Origin of the sequence: Chryseobacterium vrystaatense, from assembly GCF_000737765.1 — a bacterium.
GTDB classification, from domain to species: Bacteria; Bacteroidota; Bacteroidia; order Flavobacteriales; family Weeksellaceae; genus Chryseobacterium; species Chryseobacterium vrystaatense.
On the sequence record NZ_JPRI01000002.1, the window covers coordinates 329,641 to 348,804 of the forward strand.

24 protein-coding genes and 1 tRNA gene are annotated in these 19,164 nt (G+C 35.8%); 1 reads left to right on the forward strand and 24 read right to left on the reverse strand.

Annotated elements, in window-relative coordinates; all coding sequences use genetic code 11:
• Positions 1 to 74: 74 nt before the first annotated feature.
• The 13 genes from IW16_RS07000 to IW16_RS07060 form a co-directional block, all read right to left on the reverse strand.
• Entirely contained in the window at positions 75 to 476 is a 402-nt protein-coding gene (locus IW16_RS07000) for a hypothetical protein (protein ID WP_034741448.1), read from the reverse strand.
• A 64-nt stretch (positions 477 to 540) separates the two neighbouring features.
• Positions 541 to 1,245, reverse strand: coding sequence for a thioredoxin domain-containing protein (locus IW16_RS07005; protein WP_034741451.1), 705 nt, complete (start codon positions 1,243 to 1,245; stop codon positions 541 to 543).
• Between the two features lies 1 nt (position 1,246).
• On the reverse strand, positions 1,247 to 1,543 hold the full coding sequence (gene trxA, locus IW16_RS07010) for a thioredoxin (RefSeq protein WP_034741454.1): 297 nt from the start codon (positions 1,541 to 1,543) through the stop codon (positions 1,247 to 1,249).
• A gap of 10 nt (positions 1,544 to 1,553) precedes the next feature.
• The gene (locus IW16_RS07015) at positions 1,554 to 1,787 is read right to left on the reverse strand and encodes a hypothetical protein (RefSeq protein WP_034741459.1); all 234 of its coding nucleotides are present in this window, start codon (positions 1,785 to 1,787) and stop codon (positions 1,554 to 1,556) included.
• An 8-nt stretch (positions 1,788 to 1,795) separates the two neighbouring features.
• The gene (locus IW16_RS07020) at positions 1,796 to 2,407 is read right to left on the reverse strand and encodes a class I SAM-dependent methyltransferase (RefSeq protein ID WP_034741462.1); all 612 of its coding nucleotides are present in this window, start codon (positions 2,405 to 2,407) and stop codon (positions 1,796 to 1,798) included.
• Positions 2,407 to 2,721, reverse strand: a complete 315-nt coding sequence (locus IW16_RS07025) for a rhodanese-like domain-containing protein (RefSeq protein ID WP_034741465.1) — start codon at positions 2,719 to 2,721, stop codon at positions 2,407 to 2,409. Before IW16_RS07025 ends, IW16_RS07020 begins: the two co-directional genes overlap by 1 nt.
• 1 nt (position 2,722) lies before the next feature.
• Complete coding sequence (locus IW16_RS07030; RefSeq protein WP_034741468.1) at positions 2,723 to 4,114, reverse strand: MBL fold metallo-hydrolase; 1,392 nt, start codon at positions 4,112 to 4,114, stop codon at positions 2,723 to 2,725.
• A 99-nt stretch (positions 4,115 to 4,213) separates the two neighbouring features.
• On the reverse strand, positions 4,214 to 5,410 hold the full coding sequence (locus IW16_RS07035) for a hypothetical protein (protein WP_040995549.1): 1,197 nt from the start codon (positions 5,408 to 5,410) through the stop codon (positions 4,214 to 4,216).
• 124 nt (positions 5,411 to 5,534) lie between these two features.
• On the reverse strand, positions 5,535 to 6,734 hold the full coding sequence (locus tag IW16_RS07040) for an NAD(P)/FAD-dependent oxidoreductase (RefSeq protein WP_034741473.1): 1,200 nt from the start codon (positions 6,732 to 6,734) through the stop codon (positions 5,535 to 5,537).
• A gap of 218 nt (positions 6,735 to 6,952) precedes the next feature.
• Complete coding sequence (locus IW16_RS07045) at positions 6,953 to 7,435, reverse strand: DUF6691 family protein (RefSeq protein ID WP_034741476.1); 483 nt, start codon at positions 7,433 to 7,435, stop codon at positions 6,953 to 6,955.
• Positions 7,436 to 7,446: 11 nt separating this feature from the next.
• Entirely contained in the window at positions 7,447 to 8,010 is a 564-nt protein-coding gene (locus tag IW16_RS07050) for a YeeE/YedE family protein (RefSeq protein ID WP_034741478.1), read from the reverse strand.
• A 196-nt stretch (positions 8,011 to 8,206) separates the two neighbouring features.
• Positions 8,207 to 9,001, reverse strand: coding sequence for a sulfite exporter TauE/SafE family protein (locus IW16_RS07055; RefSeq protein ID WP_034741481.1), 795 nt, complete (start codon positions 8,999 to 9,001; stop codon positions 8,207 to 8,209).
• 73 nt (positions 9,002 to 9,074) lie between these two features.
• Complete coding sequence (locus IW16_RS07060) at positions 9,075 to 9,707, reverse strand: Crp/Fnr family transcriptional regulator (RefSeq protein WP_034741485.1); 633 nt, start codon at positions 9,705 to 9,707, stop codon at positions 9,075 to 9,077.
• A 176-nt stretch (positions 9,708 to 9,883) separates the two neighbouring features.
• Between IW16_RS07060 and IW16_RS27170 the strand changes: the two genes are divergently transcribed.
• On the forward strand, positions 9,884 to 10,264 hold the full coding sequence (locus IW16_RS27170; protein ID WP_034741488.1) for a YidH family protein: 381 nt from the start codon (positions 9,884 to 9,886) through the stop codon (positions 10,262 to 10,264).
• A gap of 179 nt (positions 10,265 to 10,443) precedes the next feature.
• Here IW16_RS27170 and IW16_RS07070 read toward each other — a convergent pair whose 3' ends face one another.
• The 11 genes from IW16_RS07070 to IW16_RS07120 form a co-directional block, all read right to left on the reverse strand.
• On the reverse strand, positions 10,444 to 11,679 hold the full coding sequence (locus IW16_RS07070) for a site-specific integrase (protein WP_034741491.1): 1,236 nt from the start codon (positions 11,677 to 11,679) through the stop codon (positions 10,444 to 10,446).
• 247 nt (positions 11,680 to 11,926) lie between these two features.
• A tRNA-Asp gene (locus tag IW16_RS07075) sits at positions 11,927 to 12,000 on the reverse strand.
• Between the two features lie 132 nt (positions 12,001 to 12,132).
• Positions 12,133 to 12,450 (reverse strand): thioredoxin, encoded by a 318-nt coding sequence (gene trxA, locus IW16_RS07080; RefSeq protein ID WP_034741495.1) that lies wholly within the window; start codon positions 12,448 to 12,450, stop codon positions 12,133 to 12,135.
• Between the two features lie 86 nt (positions 12,451 to 12,536).
• The gene (locus IW16_RS07085) at positions 12,537 to 13,712 is read right to left on the reverse strand and encodes a cysteine desulfurase family protein (protein ID WP_034741498.1); all 1,176 of its coding nucleotides are present in this window, start codon (positions 13,710 to 13,712) and stop codon (positions 12,537 to 12,539) included.
• 2 nt (positions 13,713 to 13,714) lie between these two features.
• On the reverse strand, positions 13,715 to 14,179 hold the full coding sequence (locus IW16_RS07090; protein WP_034742698.1) for a hypothetical protein: 465 nt from the start codon (positions 14,177 to 14,179) through the stop codon (positions 13,715 to 13,717).
• A 23-nt stretch (positions 14,180 to 14,202) separates the two neighbouring features.
• A complete protein-coding gene (locus tag IW16_RS07095) occupies positions 14,203 to 14,790 on the reverse strand; it encodes an HAD-IB family hydrolase (RefSeq protein WP_034741501.1) in 588 nt (195 codons plus the stop codon).
• Between the two features lie 5 nt (positions 14,791 to 14,795).
• Positions 14,796 to 15,521, reverse strand: a complete 726-nt coding sequence (locus IW16_RS07100; RefSeq protein ID WP_034741504.1) for an SDR family NAD(P)-dependent oxidoreductase — start codon at positions 15,519 to 15,521, stop codon at positions 14,796 to 14,798.
• Positions 15,522 to 16,841, reverse strand: coding sequence for an FAD-binding oxidoreductase (locus IW16_RS07105; RefSeq protein WP_034741507.1), 1,320 nt, complete (start codon positions 16,839 to 16,841; stop codon positions 15,522 to 15,524).
• Positions 16,838 to 17,725 carry a decaprenyl-phosphate phosphoribosyltransferase gene (locus tag IW16_RS07110; protein WP_034741510.1) on the reverse strand — a complete coding sequence of 296 codons (888 nt, stop codon included), beginning with the start codon at positions 17,723 to 17,725 and terminating at the stop codon, positions 16,838 to 16,840. The genes IW16_RS07105 and IW16_RS07110 overlap by 4 nt, the downstream gene beginning before the upstream one ends.
• A 107-nt stretch (positions 17,726 to 17,832) precedes the next feature.
• Positions 17,833 to 18,522: an OmpA family protein gene (locus IW16_RS07115; RefSeq protein ID WP_034741513.1), complete on the reverse strand. Its 690-nt coding sequence runs from the start codon at positions 18,520 to 18,522 to the stop codon at positions 17,833 to 17,835.
• Positions 18,523 to 18,547: 25 nt separating this feature from the next.
• Positions 18,548 to 19,039 (reverse strand): lipocalin family protein, encoded by a 492-nt coding sequence (locus IW16_RS07120; RefSeq protein ID WP_034741515.1) that lies wholly within the window; start codon positions 19,037 to 19,039, stop codon positions 18,548 to 18,550.
• Positions 19,040 to 19,164: the final 125 nt, after the last annotated feature.

A 19,164-nucleotide genomic window follows, 5' to 3' on the forward strand; every position in this document is an offset into this window, starting at 1 on the left:
TTCCGATAAGGATTAATAAAAATTTAAAATCAATCGTTTGAGTCTCTACAAGAAGAGACCAATTAAATTTTAAATCAAATGATAAGTTTGCGGTATTGTATGAAGATGGGAACCGTAATTCCAATTTTGGAAGTACTGTAAAATGGATGTTCTCTAAGATTTATAAACAGAAATGCCCCTGCAAATAGAATGAATGTAAATGCAGCAAGCTCCTGAAATTCCGCCACTGAAAAATGGGTATCATTTTTAGCGGTAATTTCTCTTTCCTTGCAAAAGTTGCAGACAGAGGCCGTGGTTGTGTTGGTGGTAAATTTCTCCTTTGGTGCGGAGGTATGACTTTTAGCGGAAGGCTGCAGACTGAGTAGGTTTTTGATACCGTATTTTACAGCGCAGGAAGAAATTAAAATACATATAATGAAAAACATTGCAATAACGCTTTTCATTATATGATTGGTATTTAATTTCTGATAAGTCATTCCTGCAAATATAAATTTTTAATTACTAAGGTCAAAAACATTAACAGAATTTATATGAAATACATTATTGTGCAATCTTGTTTTTCACTTCCTGCTCTGTTGCAAAACCTAAATTATCCCAGACTAATTTATCGTTTTTATACAGCTTCAGGACCGGTAGTGCAGAAACATTCAGTTCTTTGCAGAGTTCTGTATTTGCATCTGCATCTATTCTTAAAATTTTCACCTTATCCGGCATTTCAGCAGCCATCTTTTTAAGGTAAGGCTCCATCTTTTTGCAGGGAGCGCACCATTCTGCATAAAAATCCACCAGAACGGGAGTATTGCTTTTCAACATTTCCTTATACTGGGCAAGACTAATTCCTGTAGCAGTTGATGCTTTGATCTCCGGAAGCTCAGCGTTCCTCCACTTCATCATTCCTCCCTGCATTTCATATACATTTTTAAAACCGATTTCCTGAAGTTTTGCAGCGGCGGCCGTACTTCTGGGTCCGCTCATACAATACACAAATACAGGTTTATCCTTATCGAGCGCTTTTGCTTTCTCTGTGAAGTCATCTGCATTCCAGTCGATGTTCATTGCACTTTTAAGATGACCGTTACGAAATTCTCCAGGTGTTCTTACATCAACCAATTGTGCATCTTTGGTCTGGTCCAATTTTTTAGAAAATTCTTTGGCAGGAAGACTGCTCTCGCTTTTGTTACTCTGAGCTTTTCCGCATCCTGTAATTGCGATGAGAAAAAATACAACGATTAGGTTTTTATACATTTTAAAGGTTTTGCTTGATTAATCTTTCCAGTTCATCCGCCTGAAAAACACCGGATTGTTTCCATTTTACTTCTCCATTTTTCAAGATCATCAAAGTAGGAACACTTCGGATTCCGAATTGCGAGGCAACCGCCTGGTTTTTGTCGATGTCAATTTTAACAATGCTTGCTACATCACCAATATTCTTTTTGAGATCCTGAAGAATAGGCGCCTGCATTTTGCATAGACCGCACCATTCTGCAAAGAAATCTACCAATACGGGTTTCTCCTGACTGATTAGTTCCTGAAATTTATTCATTTTTCAGATTTTATTTGATTTCTTCATATTCAACCTTATCCCCATTTTTTTTTGAATTTCTTGTTGGGACAGAACAGTTTCCCGCAGCACAACAGCCGATATTGAATAGTGGCATTACAACAAAAACCATTCCGACAGCCACCAAAATCCACATTCCAGATTGTGTGGCTTCTACAACAAGGAAAATTCCCATTGCCAGACGAAGCAACCTTACAAAGTTCCAGTTTTTAAATAAATTATCCATACTTTTCTTTATCTTTTTGTACCAAAAAAGCGTACAACCGAAGCTTTTCCTTTGTGATAAGCGCCTTCACTCAGTATGGTTTCGGAAATATATGCTTCCTGAAAATCGAAATCGGAAAAATCAGTTTTCAGTTCTTCTAAATCATAAAGCATTTCCCAATGTTTTGGTCCGCCTGCATTTGGATTTTCGTCTTGAAATTTAGAATGCTCTTTACTGAAACCTTCCAGAATAATTCCCCCACCTTTCTTCACAAGCGATGAAAACCATCTGTGCAAATCCCGCCTCAATATTTCAGGAAAATGGGCAAAAACCATTACTAAAAGGTCAAAACTTTCTTTTTTATAACCTATTGTATCTGCCGAAACCGTTGTGTAATTTATTTTCACCGAGTTTATTTCAGCAAGCTGCATCGCTTTCTTTTTGCCTTCTTCACTTTGGTCAAAAGCCTCAACTTCAAAACCCTGAATTGCCGCATAAACAGCATTCCTACCCTCTCCTTCAGCAGGAAAAAGAGCTTTTCCGGGAGTGAGTTCAGCCAATTTTTCGGCAAAATAGATATTTGGTTGATCTCCGTACACAAAATCTGACTGGCGGTATCTTTCGTCCCAAAAATCTTTCATTATTGTTCCGTTAGTTTTATCATATTCTGTACACTGCCACCGTTGAGAACATTCGTGATTCCGTTTCGTTCCAATGTTCCTTTTGCCATTGCGCTACGGTTTCCACTTCTACAGAAAACAATGATGTTTTTCTTATTCCTGAACTTGGAAATCTGGTCTTTGACGACATCCAAAGGTATATTAACAGCCCCTTCAGCACTTCCCGAAGCAAATTCTACGGGCGTTCTTACATCTACCAAAAAAGCACCTTCTCCCAACGCAGTTTCCAGCGCAGCATTGTCTTTTTTTCCGAATAACATTGATAATAAATCCATCTTAATTTTTTACAGGGTTTGCTTTTTCTGTCCATTCTTTCATTCCGCCAGAGAAATTTTTGACGTTCTCAAAACCGTTTTTCTTCAGTAGAGAATAGGCAATTGCTGCTCTGTCGCCACTTTGACAATGAATTACAATTGGTTTTTCATGGGAAATTTTATCCAGATTATCCTCCAAAGTTCCCACAAAGACATTCTCAGCATTCTCAATACGTCCTGCGTCATATTCGGTTTTATTTCTTACATCAACCACCTGAATATTATCTCTGTTCAGATAAGATTTGAATTCCTCAATATCAATAATATCGGCAGTCTGTAATTCTAAGTCTAAATTTTTCACGTCATCAATATAGCCCATCATTTGATCCATCCCGATTCTCATCAGTTTTCTGTTAAGATCTTCCATTTGTTCTTCCTGAGCAACCAAAATAAACGGCTCGGAATAATTGACAATCCATCCCATCCACGTGGAAAATGAATTATTACCCTGAATATTGATGCTGTTTGGTATAAAACCTTGGGCAAAATCTACTTTATTTCTCGTGTCTATAATTTTAACTCCATTTTGATAAGCTTTCAAAAATTCTTCTTTGGAAAGTTTCGGATGTTTTGGAACTTCTTTTAATAAAGGTCTTTCCACTTTGTTGAGTTTTTTCATCATTGCAAAATATTTTGGAGGTTCCGGCTGTCCTTCCAGCAGATATTCTACAAAACCTTCCTCATCTTCTTCATATTGAAAAGCCCAGTTTCTGATTTTTTCATAACCTACCGTTGAACTCGGAACTGCACCCAAAGCTTTTCCGCAAGCCGAACCTGCACCGTGTCCCGGCCAAACTTGGATAAACTCCCGCAATCTGCTAAAATCCTGAACAGAATGAAACATTTCTTTCGCTCCTTTTTCCTGAGTTCCTGTAATTCCGGCCGCCTTCTCCAATAAATCTGGTCTTCCTATATCTCCCACAAAAACAAAATCTCCTGTAAAAATCATCACCGGTTCGTCCGTTGCAGGATGATCGGTCAATAAAAAGCTGATGCTTTCCGGCGTATGTCCCGGCGTGTGAATGACTTTTAAAGTTAAATTTCCAACTTTAATGATATCTCCATTCGTTAATCCGGTATGTGGAAACTGATATTGCCAATCTTCACCACCTTCATCCGAAAGATACATTTTTGCACCCGTCACTTCCGCAAGTTCTCTAGAACCCGACAAAAAATCGGCGTGAATATGAGTTTCTGTAATATGTGTAATCGTGAGATTATTTTCTTTGGCAATCTGAAGATAGGTATCGATATCTCTTTTGGCATCGATAACAATGGCTTCACCTTTTGCCTGACATCCTATTAAATAGCTAGCCTGCGCAAGGCTCTTATCATAAATATGCTGAAAAAACATAATGTAATTTTTTAGGGTTATACTTTTTTAATATTATAGTACAAATTTCGGGGTTTACAAAGTGTTATACCGCTACTTTTGTTACATAAGTTAAATTTTTCAAAACCAATAATTCGTAATTAAATTTAACTGATTATAATTGGTCTTTTGATAGACTGCAATTGGGTTTGAGCTTTGCAGATTTCTTTTAAAAATGTAAAGCAAATCAACTTCCAGTTTATGACTGACTTTGTAAGCGACAAAGCTATTCCATTGCAAAAAATCATCTGTATTGTACTTATTATTTTTAAAATCATTTTCGGAAACTCCGTTGCTGATGCTAAAATCTGAGTGAGCCGACCATTTTCCATGATGAAATAAGACCGAAACTTTTATAATATCAACATTTCCAAAACCTTCCAATCTGCTTCTCGGAAGCGATGTGAAAAACTGATCTCTTCCCAATTCTTTCGGAAATAAAAATCTGCCGGTATCAAATGCTTTAGAATAAGCAAACTCCAAAGCGAAATTTTTGATCTTATATCGAAACAAAAAACTTGCAACCTGACCGTTTTCATCTGGCTGGACATATCTTTCGTAATATTTTAATCGACTTTGGTAAGAATCCGGAATCTGATAACTGTAAATCAACCCAAAATCCCATTTAGGAAAATTTAAACCCAGCTGAAACCAAGATGTATTGAGTGTTTTATCTAAATGTATGTTGTAAAAATTAATATCTGCAATTCGAAATTTTCTTCCGTAGTGAAAGATGGCAACACCTGTGCTGTTATTTTCACTGAGATAATCTGCTTTTGAGCTGTCTGGTTGAAATCCGTTATCCAATACTCCGATTGCGTCTTTCATTTTTGACCATTCTGAATTTGAACGCATTGAAACAGAATTCAGCAATGCTACATCAACCTGTGATTTACCGGAAGTAAAATTCCAGCTCAATCCGCCATATTCTATAGGTAACATTCTGCCGTCACTTGGATTGATAAGCGGAGAATATTTAATCGGAATTTTTCCTATCGTAAATTTTGATTTCCCTTTCTCGTATTGTAAATACAACTGATTAAGCCTTGAAACGGCATAAAGATTCTGAGGAGAAGATAAGTCAAAAAGTTCCCGTTCCCACTTGGAAGATTTTCCGGATTTCAAATCCTTTTCTTCCAAATCTGATGATGCAACTTTAGAAAGATACGAAGCAGAAACTCCAATGGAAATACGTTTTACGGGTTTGTATTCAACCTTTAAATTTCCTGCTAAAGCATCTGCCCAATAATCGGTACCTGTAAGATTGTCTGTTGACATCAAAAAGTTTCGTAGATTTCCTGAGATGATGACTTTATCACGATTATCTAAATTAACAGATTGCGTTTTAACCATTGAAAAAGCAAACACCAAAATTATTGACGTAACTTTTTTGGTATACATTTCAAACTTCTTTTCCTTTCAGCATTTTGTTCCAATAGAGATACGGGAGAATATATTTCTTGAGAATCCAAAGTCTCCAATGCTCTTTTGAACTGTCTGAAATGAGCATCTTTTTGAGATTCGGGTCTGGTGTGAACTCATTTTTATAGTTAAATTCTGCCAAAACCATTTTTCCGTAACCTGTTACAAGCGGGCACGAAGAATATCCATTATAAGATTTGTTATCTGGTTTTGCACCTAAAATCATATTGATGAGATTAGAAACCACTACAGGAACTTGTTTTCGAATTGCAGCACCAGTTTTTGCAGTTGGAAGTCCGGCTACATCTCCTACTCCGAAAATATTTTGAAATTTATTGTGCTGAAGACTGTTAATATCAACATCAAGCCAGCCTGCCTCATTAGCTAAAACTGAATTTTTAATAAAACGTGGAGCTTCCTGTGGCGGCGCAAGATGAAGAAAATTAAACGGAATCTCAACAATACGATCTTCGTTTTTGAAATAGGCAATTTTATTCACCGGGTCAATCTTAAAAAGTCCGTGCAGTGTTTTTAAATCGATATGGTAACGGTAAATGACTTTCATCAACGTTTCAGCGACTTCTTTTACGCCAAAAATAACACCACCGGGAAGCGCAAAAGTAATTTTTACCTTATCTGAAATACCTTTTCTCCTAAAATAATCTGCGGCAAGATACATTATCTTTTGCGGCGCGCCTCCACATTTGATGGGCGTTGTAGGCAAAGTGAACAGCGCATTTCCTCCTTTAAAGCTCTGAAGAGATTTCCACGTAAACTCGGGATCTATATAGTTACTGCAAACAATACCCGTTTTCACCGCCTCTTCTAAACCTTCTACCAGAGAAAGATTATTCACCAGCCCAGGTGCAACCACGAGATATTCGTAAGAATAACTCGTGCCATTATCTGCAGAAATCTTGTTTTGTTCGGGATGAATTTCTGTAACCTTGTTTTTAAGCCAGGTTACACCATTGGGAATTAAATCTTTTGTCTGTCTTGCTGTGTCTTTAAAATCGTAAGTTCCAGCTCCTACGAGAGTCCACGCTGGTTGGTAATAATGTTTCTCGGAAGGGTCTATGATGAGAACATTGAGGGATTCATTGGTATTTATGAGAGAAGCAGCAGTCATAATTCCTCCTGTTCCTGCTCCGATAATGATGATTTGAAAATGATTTTCCATAGCCAGACTTTTTGATGATTTGTAAAGCTAAATAATCTGATAAAAACAGTAAGTAACATTTGTTACATAAGCTAAAAACTAAGCATAAAATATAAAATAATTTAAAAATAAACTCAAAATACCTCAATATTAACAACAGTCATCAAATAATATTGTAAAAAAGAGACTGATTCAAAATTGAATCAGTCTCTTACGATTAGATTTTTACTGAAAATATATTAGTGGGGCAATTTATCCCTCAAATATCCATAGACCCAAGTTCCAAAAATGGCACTCAGCAAAGTAACTCCAACAGCCAATGCACCTGTTCCAATCTGTGCGAAAAGAGGTCCCGGACAGGCACCCGTCATTGCCCAGCCAAATCCAAAAATCAGCCCGCCATAGATTTGTCCTTTGTTAAATTTCTTCGGTGTAATTGAAATCCTTTCCCCGTAAATTGTTTTGATGTTGAATTTCTTAATAATAAACACTGAAATCATTCCTGTAAGAACTGCACTACCGATTACGCCGTACATAAAAAACGACTGCAAACGGAACATCTCCTGAATCCTGAACCAGCTGATGATTTCTGCTTTTACAAATACAATCCCAAATACAATTCCTACCAAAAGGTATTTAAGATTGTAATACCATTTGTGAGTAAGATGACTTTCGTTGGTGCAAACGCTGTCCTGATGACGTATATCTTTTTCTGTTGCCATATTTTTTTAAATTAAAGTGAAAGAATTATCGGCAAAATCACGTTCGCCATTAGAAAACCTCCTGCCATAAAGCATATTGTGGCAATAAGTGATGGTAACTGCAAATTTGCCAATCCCATAATGGCGTGTCCACTGGTACAACCACCTGCATAACGGGTTCCGAAACCTACCAAAAATCCACCGACAACCATAGTAATGAAACCTTTTATCGTTAAAAGACTCGCAAAATTCATCAATTGAGCAGGAACGAGATTGCTGTAATCGGTAATTCCGTAGGTTGCAAGTTCGGCTTTCAGATTCGGATTAATCGATAATTCTCCAGGATTCATAAGGAATTGAGATGCGACAACTCCACCGAGCAAAATCCCAAAAACGAAAAACAAATTCCAGAGTTCTTTTTTCCAGTCGTATTTGAAAAAAATAATGTTGGCTGGAATACACGCTGCGCAAATATGCCTTAAAGATGAACTGATTCCAAAAGATTTGTTACCCAGTATCAGCAAAGCCGGAACTGTAAGCCCTATTAACGGACCCGCAATATACCACGGCCAGGGTTGTTTTATAACTTCTATCATTTTAATTAATTTATTTCAAAAATATATGTTTAAGATTACATATACGGTTACTTTTGTTACAGAGCAGTTTATTTCTCTTTTCTAAAATACAAAATAGATTTTTCGAATAAAAATAACTGAATTCTTTTATTGAGAATCAGCGAACCTGGATGCAATAATTTTCCGACAAACTCACGCTGCAAAAGATGCTCAAAAGCTACATTAAAAGCTCTCTTACAATAATGTAAATTCCCATTATTAAGATGAACCAGCCGAAAGCAGGTTTGAGTTTTCTACCGTCTATTTTTTTTGACAATTGTGCTCCTATAATAATCCCCACTATGGAAATGGATGAGACCGTTGCAAGTAGTTTCCAGTTGATCGGGACGTTGTGCATTGAAGTGAAAAATCCGATAAGGGAATTCAGGGAAATGATGACAAGCGAGGTACCGATGGCTACCTTCATTGGTGTCTTGAGCAAATTGACGAGTGCAGGAATAATCATAAAGCCACCACCCGCACCGACCAAACCAGTAAGCACCCCGACAACCGACCCTTGCCCTGCTGCCAAAAGATTGTTATTTTTATTAAAATGAATCGATTCTATCTGCGGCGCTACTCTACTTTGAATCATTTTGTACGATGCGAGAATCATTAATAATGCAAAAATCAGAAGTAATAAGATATCTTTGGTAACCACTAAAGTACTGATTGTAAGAACTTCATCAGGAATCAGTGGCAAAATAAAATTTCTGGTCAAAAAAATAGATATTATTGACGGGACACCAAAAACCAAAGCTGTTTTTATATTAACCAGCCCTTTCTTAAAGTAGGAAAATGAACCTACCACACTGCTGATTCCAACTATGAAAAGTGAATATTCTGTGGCTACGAAGGCATCTATACCAAAGAGATATACTAAGACAGGCACAGTAAGAATACTTCCCCCTCCTCCTATCAGCCCTAAGGAAATACCAATAAATATTGCGGCAATGTATCCGAAAATTTCCATCTCTTTAATTTTATATGACAAAAATGGATATTTCTATTTTACTGCACCGCTACTTTTGTTACATAAGAAAATTTTAGTTCAGATCTGAAAAAATAATTTTGTTTCTTCCCAATTTCACTTTTCCAGAATCTTCCAATTGCTTTAGAAGTCGGGAAACAACAACTCTTACTGTTCCAAGTTCATTCGCAAGCTGCTCGTGAGTAACGACTATAGTATTTGAATTTGCTATTTCTGCTTTTTTAGTAAGAAGATTTAGTAGTCGCTCATCTACCTTTTTAAAAGCTATAGCATTAATAATATCCAGTAATTCTTCAAAGCGTTTGTGATATAGTCTGAAAATATAGTCCAGCCATTCCGGATATTCTTTGATAAAGAGCGAAACCTTTTCTACAGGTAAGAAAAGTATCTCGGAATCTTCTTCAACTTCTGCCTTTACAATACTCTTTTCATTATGCATTCCACCAAGAAAAGACATAATGCAGCTTTCACCTGCTTTAATATAGTATAATAATATTTCTCTTCCATCTTCTTCCGTTCGTATTACTTTCAACAATCCCTTCATTACAATTGGTATAGATCGGATCGAAGCATTTTCATCTAAAATGATTTCACCTTCCCGGTAGGTTTTTATATTACCATTTTGGTAAAGCTTATCAAGTAATTCCTGTGAAGAAATGACATCGGAAGAAAATTCAGTATGTTCCATTGCAAAAATATTTCTTCTAATATAATATATTTCTTCTGAATATAAACCGTCAATATGTAACCTAGAACATTTTATTTTGTTGCAAATTGCTAATAGATAAAAAATCTATTTCAAACTTAATTTGTAAATTTGGTATTGTTAGCTATTGTAGGCATAAGATAAATTTTGAATAAGATATGAATAAAGATAAACCAAATCATACCAGTGAACATTTGGCAAATGAAAGAACATTTCTTGCGTGGATGCGAACATCGATAGCATTGATGGGTTTCGGATTCATACTAGTTAAATTTTCCCTATTTCTTAAGCAGATACCTTTAGTTGCAGAAGCTAAAAACACAGTGCACGCTCAAAATGGACATTCCAGTCTTGTAGGGATTGTAATTGTCATTGTTGGAGCTATAGTTTTATTATTTTCATATATTAATTACTACAATAACAAAAAACGTATTAATAATAATACATTTTACGAGAACAACATTTTCTTGCTCATAGTCACCACTGTTTTATTTTTGCTGAGCATTTTTTTAATACATTACTTATTAAATAACATATAAATGATACTCACAGATTTCAATTAATTAGCTATTATAAATCAATAAAAATCGAAAGAGTGTTTCACATAGATGATGGGAAAACGCAGTCCGATTTCCTTGAAATTAAGGTTTTTTCCAGAGTTCAGTAGATAATCTTTATTATTACAATTATCAAGAATCCTTCAGCAAAAATGAGTTACCTAAAAAATTACAACAATTTCCTTATTAGTAAATTTTTGCTTCAATTCCATCATATCCTCACTGACTTTTTTATCAAGTATTTTCGCATAATGCTGTGTTGTCTTAATGCTCTTGTGACCTAGCATTTTACTAACACTTTCAATGGAAACCCCATTAGATAAAGTTATCGTTGTTGCAAAGGTATGTCGTGCAATATGATAGGTCAATTCTTTGTTAATTCCGCACAGGTCGGCAATCTCCTTAAGATATGCATTCATCTTTTGATTACTCAGAATAGGCAGCAACTTTCCATTATTAAGACATACTGGATGATTTTTGTATTTTTCAATAATTTTCTCTGTTTGAGAAAGTAAGGGAATATTAGAAGTAGTTTTAGTTTTCTGACGTTTTGTATAAATCCATTGAGAGCCATCAAGTCCCAAATTGATATTTTGATATGTTAGTTTTTGAGTATCAATGTACGCTAGTCCGGTGAAACAGCTGAACAGAAAAATATCTCTTACCAAAGACAATCTCTCATTTTTAAAATCTTTGGCAAAAAGTACTTCTATCTCCTTTTCATTAAGGAACATTCTTGTCACTTCATTAAACTTAGAATGATAGTTCATAAAAGGATCTCTTTCCATCCATCCATTTGCAAGACAGATACGTATAATCTTACCAAAATTCTTGATATATTTTACTGCAGAATTATTATTACAGGATCTTTCAGTCCTTAAAAAAAATTCAAAATCGTTTAGAAAAGCATAATCGATCTTTTTTATTTCAATGTCGGTAATACTATATTTCCATTTCAAAAAATCTTTGGTATGTTTCAGACAGGTCTTATAACGGGTTAACGTTCCTTGGGCAAATTCTTTGTCTATAAGTTTCTCCATTCGATCATTATGATCCTGAAAAACGGGAATGAGTGTTCGGGTTATTCTACCTCTACCTACTAACTTATTCTTAATAGCCTCAGAAGTTACGGCTTCCTTATCTCTGATTAATTCGTGATAGGTATCGTAAACTTTTTGCTCAAATGTTTTCAAATAATAATTAAGGGATCTGCATTCTTCCGAAGAGCCACTAACCTTCTGCATTGCAGAATTCCATTTCGTAGGCTTTACTGTACGCTTTGTGCTTATTTCGGTTATTTTGCCGTCGATGGTAATCCGCAAATAAATAGGAGACTCTCCTACAGAATTGATTTTCGATTTCTTCACATAGAAAAGTAAATTGAATGTCTTGTTCATATCGTTTAGCTTTTGAGATTTAAAATTAACCTTAGTAAAAACTTAACACAAGATGTTCAGTTGCTGAACCAGCTGCTGAAAAGGGTTTGTCTGAATTTCCAGTGACCTTTTTAACCTATTTCAACAGGTCACTGAATAGGTCACTTTCAGATTATGCTTTTTTAGTTCTCTTTGAACAGACATAAAACAAAAAAAGCTTTAAAACATACGTTTTAAAGCTTTTTGTACTACTTTGATATTGTAGTTGCGATCCGGACGGGACTCGAACCCGCGACCTCCGCCGTGACAGGGCGGCATTCTAACCAGCTGAACTACCGGATCATTTTCTGTTGTAATAAAGAACGCTGTTTCTTTTTTGTGATTGCAAAATTACACCTTTTTTCATTACCTGCAAATTATTTGTAAACAAAATGCCTTCCAAAAACGGAAGGCATTCATTATCAAACTTATTTTTTACAAGTGTGCGCTTAATTTTTCAGCGATTACCTCTTTTGGAGTCACACCAACTAATTTATCAACCACTTCTCCGTTCTTAAAAATAAGAACTGTAGGAATGTTTCTGATGCCATATTGCATTGAAATTTCCTGATTGTTGTCTACATCAACTTTTCCTACCACTGCTTTTCCTTCAAAATCTGATGCTACTTCTTCGATGATTGGTCCTAAAGTTCTGCATGGTCCACACCATACTGCCCAAAAGTCTACCAATACCGGCTTGTCAGATTTTAAAACTGTTTCCTGAAATGAGCTGTCCGTAATTTCTAAAGCCATTTTGTTTCTTTTATTTAAATTAATATTTATTTTCTTATTTCAATCCCTAATAGGATATTCAAAATTACGATTTTTAAGCAATAAGACTATCTATGCTCAACATTTGTTTTTTCTATAGCATAATCTTTTGAAATCTCCTTCAAAGCTTCTGCCAGCGCATCTATCTCTGCCTTGGTTGTCATATGGCTGAATGAAATACGTAATGGCGTACAATGATCCATTTCGTCCTCAGAAAGAACCATCATCATCACCATCGAAGGTTTAGATGCTCCTGAAGAGCATGCGCTTCCCTGAGAGATCGCAATTCCTTTCATATCCAGCTGTAGACCTATCAATGGGTTTTTGTATGGCAGCAATGCACTTAAAACACTGTCCACACTCTTGTCCATCTCACCGCTTCGTCCATTGAACTTAATATTCGGAACCTCTGCATATAATTTTCCGATAGCGTATTCTTTTATTTCTCTGATATGATCAGCATAAGCTGTCATATTTTTAACGCAAAGCTCTAAAGCCTTCCCTAAGCCCACGATACCTGCAACGTTTTCAGTTCCTGCTCTAAGGCTTCTTTCCTGCGGACCACCAGTAATAATTCCTTTCAAACCGGTAGCCTTTCTGATGAAAGCAAAGCCTATTCCTTTTGGACCGTGGAATTTATGCGCACTGCAAGAAGCAAAATCTACAAGGGTGTCTGAAAAATCAAATTCCATATGGGCCATTGTCTTTACTGTATCGGAATGATAAAGAGCGTTATTGGCTTTGCACAATGCTGCAATTTTTTTAATATCAACGATATTCCCTATTTCATTATTGGCATGCATTAAACTTACCAAAGTCTTTTTATCAGAAGCTTTTAATAATTCTTCCAGTTTACTAAGATCAATATCACCTTTCTCATTAGGACGAATATAAACTACCTCAACACCTTTTCTGTTCTTCATATCGAGAATACTCTCAGAAACACATTTATGTTCCAACGGAGAACTGATGATTCTTTGTACACCAAGATGTTCTACACTGGATTTGATAATCATATTATTCGATTCTGTTCCGCACGAAGTAAAGATGATCTCCGCAGGAGTTACATGAAGATAGTCTGCAACCTGTCTTCTTACATTTTCAATAAGGATCTTTGCTTCCTGACCAAAACTGTGGGTAGAAGAGGGATTTCCGAAATTCATCTTCATGACACCCACCATGGCGTCTATAACTTCTTCTGAGAGAGGGGTAGTTGCAGCGTTATCTAAATATATTTTGTCCATTTTTAATTTGAATATTTTAATTCTACTGAGGTAAACTGATAATCTGAAGGAACCGCAAAAATAAACCAGGGGTTAGAAAGCATCTGAATTTCCATTCCTCCCGATTCTACAGCAGGAATTTCCACATATAATATATTATTTTTTACGGATACGTTTTTAATACTGGTCACTCTATGACTCCCTGATCTGAAACTTCCCATTTGATAAAAAATCACTTTTTTATTTTTTGGAAATTTCGGATAGTTGACAGACGGTTCTTTTTTCAGTTCGACAAGACCGAAACTCCCCTTAATAGAGTTGCGGAATTCCTGTTCATTCTTAATAATTTTAAATCCAACCTGATCCGTGCCTCCCTGCGACTCAGAAACAAGCAGTTCTACATTTCCCTGCATATCTGATGATTTTTGGGACGGCGTTGCAGTACAGCTCATTAAGATTGCAATACCTAAAATAAGCAGTCTTTTCATTTTTACATTTTTACCATCCAAAATTAGTGAAAAAATTGGTAATGACCTTCATTTGCCCATTTAAGCATCGCCCGATCTCCTGAAGTATCTCCGAAAGCAATTATTTTATCATACTTAGAGTCATGGATTTCAGCTTTTATTCTTACAAGTTTTTCTTTTCCGTTGCAGTTTTTGCCTATAAAATTTCCTGTAAAAACACCGTTCTTAAACTCTGCACGTGTGGATACCAGCTGCATTTGTAATTCTTCTGCAAAGGGTTTCACCCAAATATCAAGCGATGCGGTGACCAATAAACTCTGTGTATGAATCCTATCGATATTTTTTATAAAGTCAAGAGCATTTTCCCTTACAATTCTCGGGTAATGATGCTCAAAAAACTGCCTCGATTTCATTTCTATTTTTTCCTGGCTTTGTCCTTTCAGGATCGATCCTATAAAACTTTTCTTTACTTTTTCAGTTTCAGCAAGTTTCAGTTTCAGCAGGATGAAAAGAGGAACATGTCTCAAAAATTGTATCCGGAATTTTGTAGGATCGTAGAATTTAAGATACATGAACATGGTATCTTTATAGGTTAGAGTTCCGTCAAAATCAAAACAATACAATTTTTTCATTTTTATTAAAGCTTTAATTTTTTGAATATAAATTCAGGTATATTCCTGATAATCATCATAATGATACTCCAAACAGGTAAAACATATACCACATTACTCCGCTTTTTGAATGCTTTATAAATGCAGTCAGCAGCTTGTTTTGGAGTTGCCGTCAGCTTCGGATTTAAAGGCAGTCCTTCCGTCATCTTCGTCGCCATAAAGCCCGGTTTTACTGTAAGAATATGTACTTTTTTTTCAAAAAGGTAATTCCTAAGCCCGCTGAGATAAGCCGTAAAAGCCGCTTTGGCACTACCATAAATAAAATTACTCTGTCTGCCACGGTCTCCAGCAACAGATGACAGCCCAATGATGGTTCCAGATCTTCTGCTTTCAAACTTCTGTGCAAAATAGTTCATTAAAGGAACTAGTTTAGAATAATTGATATTAATGATCTTCTCTGTATTTTTATTATCATAAAGACCTTCTTCTGTTCCATCTCCCAAATATCCTGCAGCACAAAATAATACATTTGAACTGACATGATCAAATTTATTATAATCGATTTCCTTCATCAGGTCTATTTCGATCACTTCAGACTGTTGCAAAAATTTCACATCAATGTGTGTGGCAAACCTTTCTGTCGTTTCTTTATTTGAAGTAAAAAGATATATTCTTTCAAACTTTTCTCCTTCCTGAAGAGTCTTTTCTACAAAAGCCTGAGCTACCTCAGACGTACTTCCCAGAACTATCATTTATGAATTGTTATTTATGATTCTTTTGTGCTGTAAAGACACAAATTTAGAGCTTTGAACATTTTTAAGATAATTGGTGAGGGATGATTTGCTCATGCTGTCTTTGGTAAGATAGATTCTTCCATCAAACTCCTCAACAATAGTATCCAGCTGCTCAACCAGTTTTTTTAATTTTGAATTTACTTTAAAATCAAGTGCTAATGAATATCCTTCAAATGGAAAAGAATTATAGGCCTGGGGATTTTCTTTTCCATACAGCTTCAGCACGGCTAAAAAAGAACCATTACCACTATTGGCAATAGTTTCCAATATCTTTTTTATTCCTTCTTTTCCTTTATTTTTGGGAATCATCATTTGATATTGAATAAAACCATTACGCCCATATATTTTATTCCAGTCTTTTACAAAGTCCAGGGGATAGAAAAATGTTTCGTAATCAATGAAACTCTTTACTTCTTTTTTTGACTGTTTTTTATAATACAGGAGATTAAAAATCTTCACCGTAAGGGAGTTCAAAACAAATCCCGGAAAATAAAACGGAACTGTCGGCTCAAATTTTTTCTTTAATCTTAAAGGATTCTTGCTAACATTCTGAGGAAGTTCATGTTGAAAAGCATGCTCACCTCTCATCAAAATACTTCTTCCTATATTTTTACCTTTCTGAAGACAGTCGATCCAGGCAACAGTGTATGTCCAGCTGTCACTTTCTTCGAATAATCTAAAAATTTCATCGAGATTTTCAGCTTTGATACTTTCCTGACGAATGTAGGCTGATTCAATATTTTTAAGTTTAAATTTTACCGTAAGAATAATACCTGTAAGCCCCATTCCTCCAATGGTAGCCCAGAATTTATCTGCATTTTCCTCTCTGGAACATATAATGATCTCTCCGCTTTCTATCATCAGCTTAAACTCAATCACATATTCTGAAAAACAGCCTTCGGCATGATGATTTTTGCCATGCACATCTGAAGCGATAGCACCACCAACCGAAATAAATTTTGTTCCGGGAGTTACATACAGGAAATATCCCTGTGGAACAGAAATTTCAAGTACATCCGAAAGCAATACTCCGGATTCACATTCTATAATTCCATTGAGACGGTCGAAACTGATAAATTTATTTAATTTTTTAGTCGAAAACATACTTTCTCCAAGCGACGCATCGCCGTAGCATCTTCCGTTTCCTCTTGCAATAACCTCGTTATGATTAAGTACAAACTCCTTTATTCTTTTGAAGCTGTCCTCAGATCTCATTTCTTTTTCTACTACCGGGAAATTACCCCAGTTTGTAACTTTCTGTGTGAAATTTGGCTTCATTTTTTAAAATAAATCTGGATTAAAAATGCGGCTACCCAAAGCACTAAAGTTATTTGGATATATCGGTCTCTGTATACAATTTTTGTGGGAGATTCTGTTCTGTTGTATACCAATGTCTGCTGCAGGTATCTTAAAAAGGCGAAAACTACAAATATGACGGTATAAAAAACCCTTTCATGAAATCTTTCCTGAACTTCAGGAGAAAGTGTAAACATCAGATAACAGACAATGGCCAGTGTTACTGATATAGACAGTGCAATATCTGCAAACTGTACATTATATCCGTCCAATGCTTTCCTTGTTTTCCCTGAAACCTGTGCATTGATCAGTTCACCTCTTCTTTTTCCTATTGCCAAAACAAGAGCCAATACGAAAGTCAGCAAAATCGCCCACTGTGAAATACTGATCCCGGTAATATAGCCCCCGGCTAAAACTCTTAACACAAAACCTAAGGCGATAATAAAAATATCAATAATAGGAACATGTTTAAGTTTAAAAGTATAGGCGATATTGATAACAATATAAAGTCCGATGATGGTCACAAATTTCCATAAAGGCTCGTGAAAATAAAGCTGTGCAAGGAACACAAGAGCTACATCAATAATAATGAGTCCTGCCAGAATTCCCAGTGCTTTTGTTTTTGAAATAGCTCCACTGGCAAGAGGTCTTCTTCTCTTTTCAGGATGCTTACTGTCTGCCTCAATGTCGTTATAATCGTTTAATATATACACAACGCTTGCTGCAAGGGAAAAGATGATGAAAGCAAAAACACTTTTGCTTAGTAAGTCTGTATTTGTAATGTTTCCTGAAAAAAACAGAGGGACGAAAACAAACAGGTTTTTCACCCATTGCTCCACACGGAGGAGTTTGAGATATTTCTTCATTTATGCTATTTCAGTTGCAAAAATAGTGAATTCAAAATTGACACCATAAAAATACAAAAAAAACCGCCGAAGCGGTCTTTTACGAAAATATTTATATCATAAATTAATTACTGCCCCTGCTTGGCATCATTAATCATTTTTTCATTGGCTGTAATAGCAAATTCCACTCTTCTGTTTTTAGCTCTTCCTTCGTCTGTATCGTTGGTAGCTACCGGCATAGATTCACCTTCACCTTTCGTCATCATTCTTGAAGATGCGATTCCTTTACCTGATAAATAAGCTTTTACTGCATCAGCTCTTCTTTGAGAAAGAGACAGATTGTAAGAATCTGCACCTTTGCTGTCGGTATGACCGTAGATATTGATATTGGTATCCGGATTATCAACAAGAACCTGAGCTAACTTATTAAGGTTAGTCTGTGCAGCAGAAGTTAAGTTTGAAGAATCGAACGCAAAGTTTACAATGCTTTCATTCATGGTAATCTTAATACCGTCTCCTACTCTTTCTACTTCAGCACCAGGTAAAGTTTCTTTAATCTGTTTAGCCTGCTTATCCATTTTGTTACCGATAACGTTACCTGCAACACCACCGATAATACCACCCAATACTGCTCCTAAAGCAGAGTTTTTACCACTTCCTACATTATTTCCCAAAATACCTCCGATCACAGCTCCTGATGCAACACCTACTGCTGTACCTCTCTGCTGGTGGTTAGAATTCTGAACAGTTTCACAACTGGTTAATAATAATGCTGATGATAAGAAAAGGGCTCCTATATATGTTTTAGTAAATTTCATTTTTTTGATCTTTTATGTTGATAAATTATTTCATTCCTGCTCTCTCGAAGTTGTAAACAACCTGCACTGTGGTCCCGTCAAACGGAACGCTTTGTACAAGTGAAAACTGATCGGTAGACTGGTTGGTAATCGTTAAAGAATATCCTGCAAGGTTTTGCTTAGCTTTAGTTCCCTCAGCGATTTTTTTGAACATGAAGGTATTGCCGTCTTTTACTTCAAATTTAATAGGCTGTGTAATGCTTGGACAAGCTCCACCTCCATTTAAAGTATAGGCACCTGTGTAGTTATTGGGAATTAATCTCCAATGGCTTCCTACAAAACACTGAGCATCTGCACCTTCGTCAAAAGGCTTGATTTTGAATCCTTTTTCATAATCAACGCTGACAATCTGCCAGTCGCCTTTTAATTTCAAGTATTCAACTCTTTGGTTTTGTGATGTTTCTGCTTTTTTCACTGAGGAACAAGACACTGCAAAAAGTGACGTTCCGATCATCCCTGCAAGTAGTAACTTTTTCATTTTGTTGTTTATTATTTTGTTATTTATAAAGTTACAAAAAACCGTGCCAAATTGAATAATAAAAATAAAAAAAGTCCGAAAATTTCGGACTTTAAATGGTTTCTCCTTATATACAGGGAGATATA

What these genes read in the sequence shown, in the direction of transcription:
- IW16_RS07000 (WP_034741448.1), bottom strand. Translation starts at nt 476, where the DNA reads ATGACTTATCAGAAATTAAATACCAATCATATAATGAAAAGCGTTATT.
- IW16_RS07005 (WP_034741451.1), bottom strand. Translation starts at nt 1,245, where the DNA reads ATGTATAAAAACCTAATCGTTGTATTTTTTCTCATCGCAATTACAGGA.
- trxA (WP_034741454.1), bottom strand. Translation starts at nt 1,543, where the DNA reads ATGAATAAATTTCAGGAACTAATCAGTCAGGAGAAACCCGTATTGGTA.
- IW16_RS07015 (WP_034741459.1), bottom strand. Translation starts at nt 1,787, where the DNA reads ATGGATAATTTATTTAAAAACTGGAACTTTGTAAGGTTGCTTCGTCTG.
- IW16_RS07020 (WP_034741462.1), bottom strand. Translation starts at nt 2,407, where the DNA reads ATGAAAGATTTTTGGGACGAAAGATACCGCCAGTCAGATTTTGTGTAC.
- IW16_RS07025 (WP_034741465.1), bottom strand. Translation starts at nt 2,721, where the DNA reads ATGGATTTATTATCAATGTTATTCGGAAAAAAAGACAATGCTGCGCTG.
- IW16_RS07030 (WP_034741468.1), bottom strand. Translation starts at nt 4,114, where the DNA reads ATGTTTTTTCAGCATATTTATGATAAGAGCCTTGCGCAGGCTAGCTAT.
- IW16_RS07035 (WP_040995549.1), bottom strand. Translation starts at nt 5,410, where the DNA reads ATGTCAACAGACAATCTTACAGGTACCGATTATTGGGCAGATGCTTTA.
- IW16_RS07040 (WP_034741473.1), bottom strand. Translation starts at nt 6,734, where the DNA reads ATGGAAAATCATTTTCAAATCATCATTATCGGAGCAGGAACAGGAGGA.
- IW16_RS07045 (WP_034741476.1), bottom strand. Translation starts at nt 7,435, where the DNA reads ATGGCAACAGAAAAAGATATACGTCATCAGGACAGCGTTTGCACCAAC.
- IW16_RS07050 (WP_034741478.1), bottom strand. Translation starts at nt 8,010, where the DNA reads ATGATAGAAGTTATAAAACAACCCTGGCCGTGGTATATTGCGGGTCCG.
- IW16_RS07055 (WP_034741481.1), bottom strand. Translation starts at nt 9,001, where the DNA reads ATGGAAATTTTCGGATACATTGCCGCAATATTTATTGGTATTTCCTTA.
- IW16_RS07060 (WP_034741485.1), bottom strand. Translation starts at nt 9,707, where the DNA reads ATGGAACATACTGAATTTTCTTCCGATGTCATTTCTTCACAGGAATTA.
- IW16_RS27170 (WP_034741488.1), top strand. Translation starts at nt 9,884, where the DNA reads ATGAATAAAGATAAACCAAATCATACCAGTGAACATTTGGCAAATGAA.
- IW16_RS07070 (WP_034741491.1), bottom strand. Translation starts at nt 11,679, where the DNA reads ATGAACAAGACATTCAATTTACTTTTCTATGTGAAGAAATCGAAAATC.
- trxA (WP_034741495.1), bottom strand. Translation starts at nt 12,450, where the DNA reads ATGGCTTTAGAAATTACGGACAGCTCATTTCAGGAAACAGTTTTAAAA.
- IW16_RS07085 (WP_034741498.1), bottom strand. Translation starts at nt 13,712, where the DNA reads ATGGACAAAATATATTTAGATAACGCTGCAACTACCCCTCTCTCAGAA.
- IW16_RS07090 (WP_034742698.1), bottom strand. Translation starts at nt 14,179, where the DNA reads ATGAAAAGACTGCTTATTTTAGGTATTGCAATCTTAATGAGCTGTACT.
- IW16_RS07095 (WP_034741501.1), bottom strand. Translation starts at nt 14,790, where the DNA reads ATGAAAAAATTGTATTGTTTTGATTTTGACGGAACTCTAACCTATAAA.
- IW16_RS07100 (WP_034741504.1), bottom strand. Translation starts at nt 15,521, where the DNA reads ATGATAGTTCTGGGAAGTACGTCTGAGGTAGCTCAGGCTTTTGTAGAA.
- IW16_RS07105 (WP_034741507.1), bottom strand. Translation starts at nt 16,841, where the DNA reads ATGAAGCCAAATTTCACACAGAAAGTTACAAACTGGGGTAATTTCCCG.
- IW16_RS07110 (WP_034741510.1), bottom strand. Translation starts at nt 17,725, where the DNA reads ATGAAGAAATATCTCAAACTCCTCCGTGTGGAGCAATGGGTGAAAAAC.
- IW16_RS07115 (WP_034741513.1), bottom strand. Translation starts at nt 18,522, where the DNA reads ATGAAATTTACTAAAACATATATAGGAGCCCTTTTCTTATCATCAGCA.
- IW16_RS07120 (WP_034741515.1), bottom strand. Translation starts at nt 19,039, where the DNA reads ATGAAAAAGTTACTACTTGCAGGGATGATCGGAACGTCACTTTTTGCA.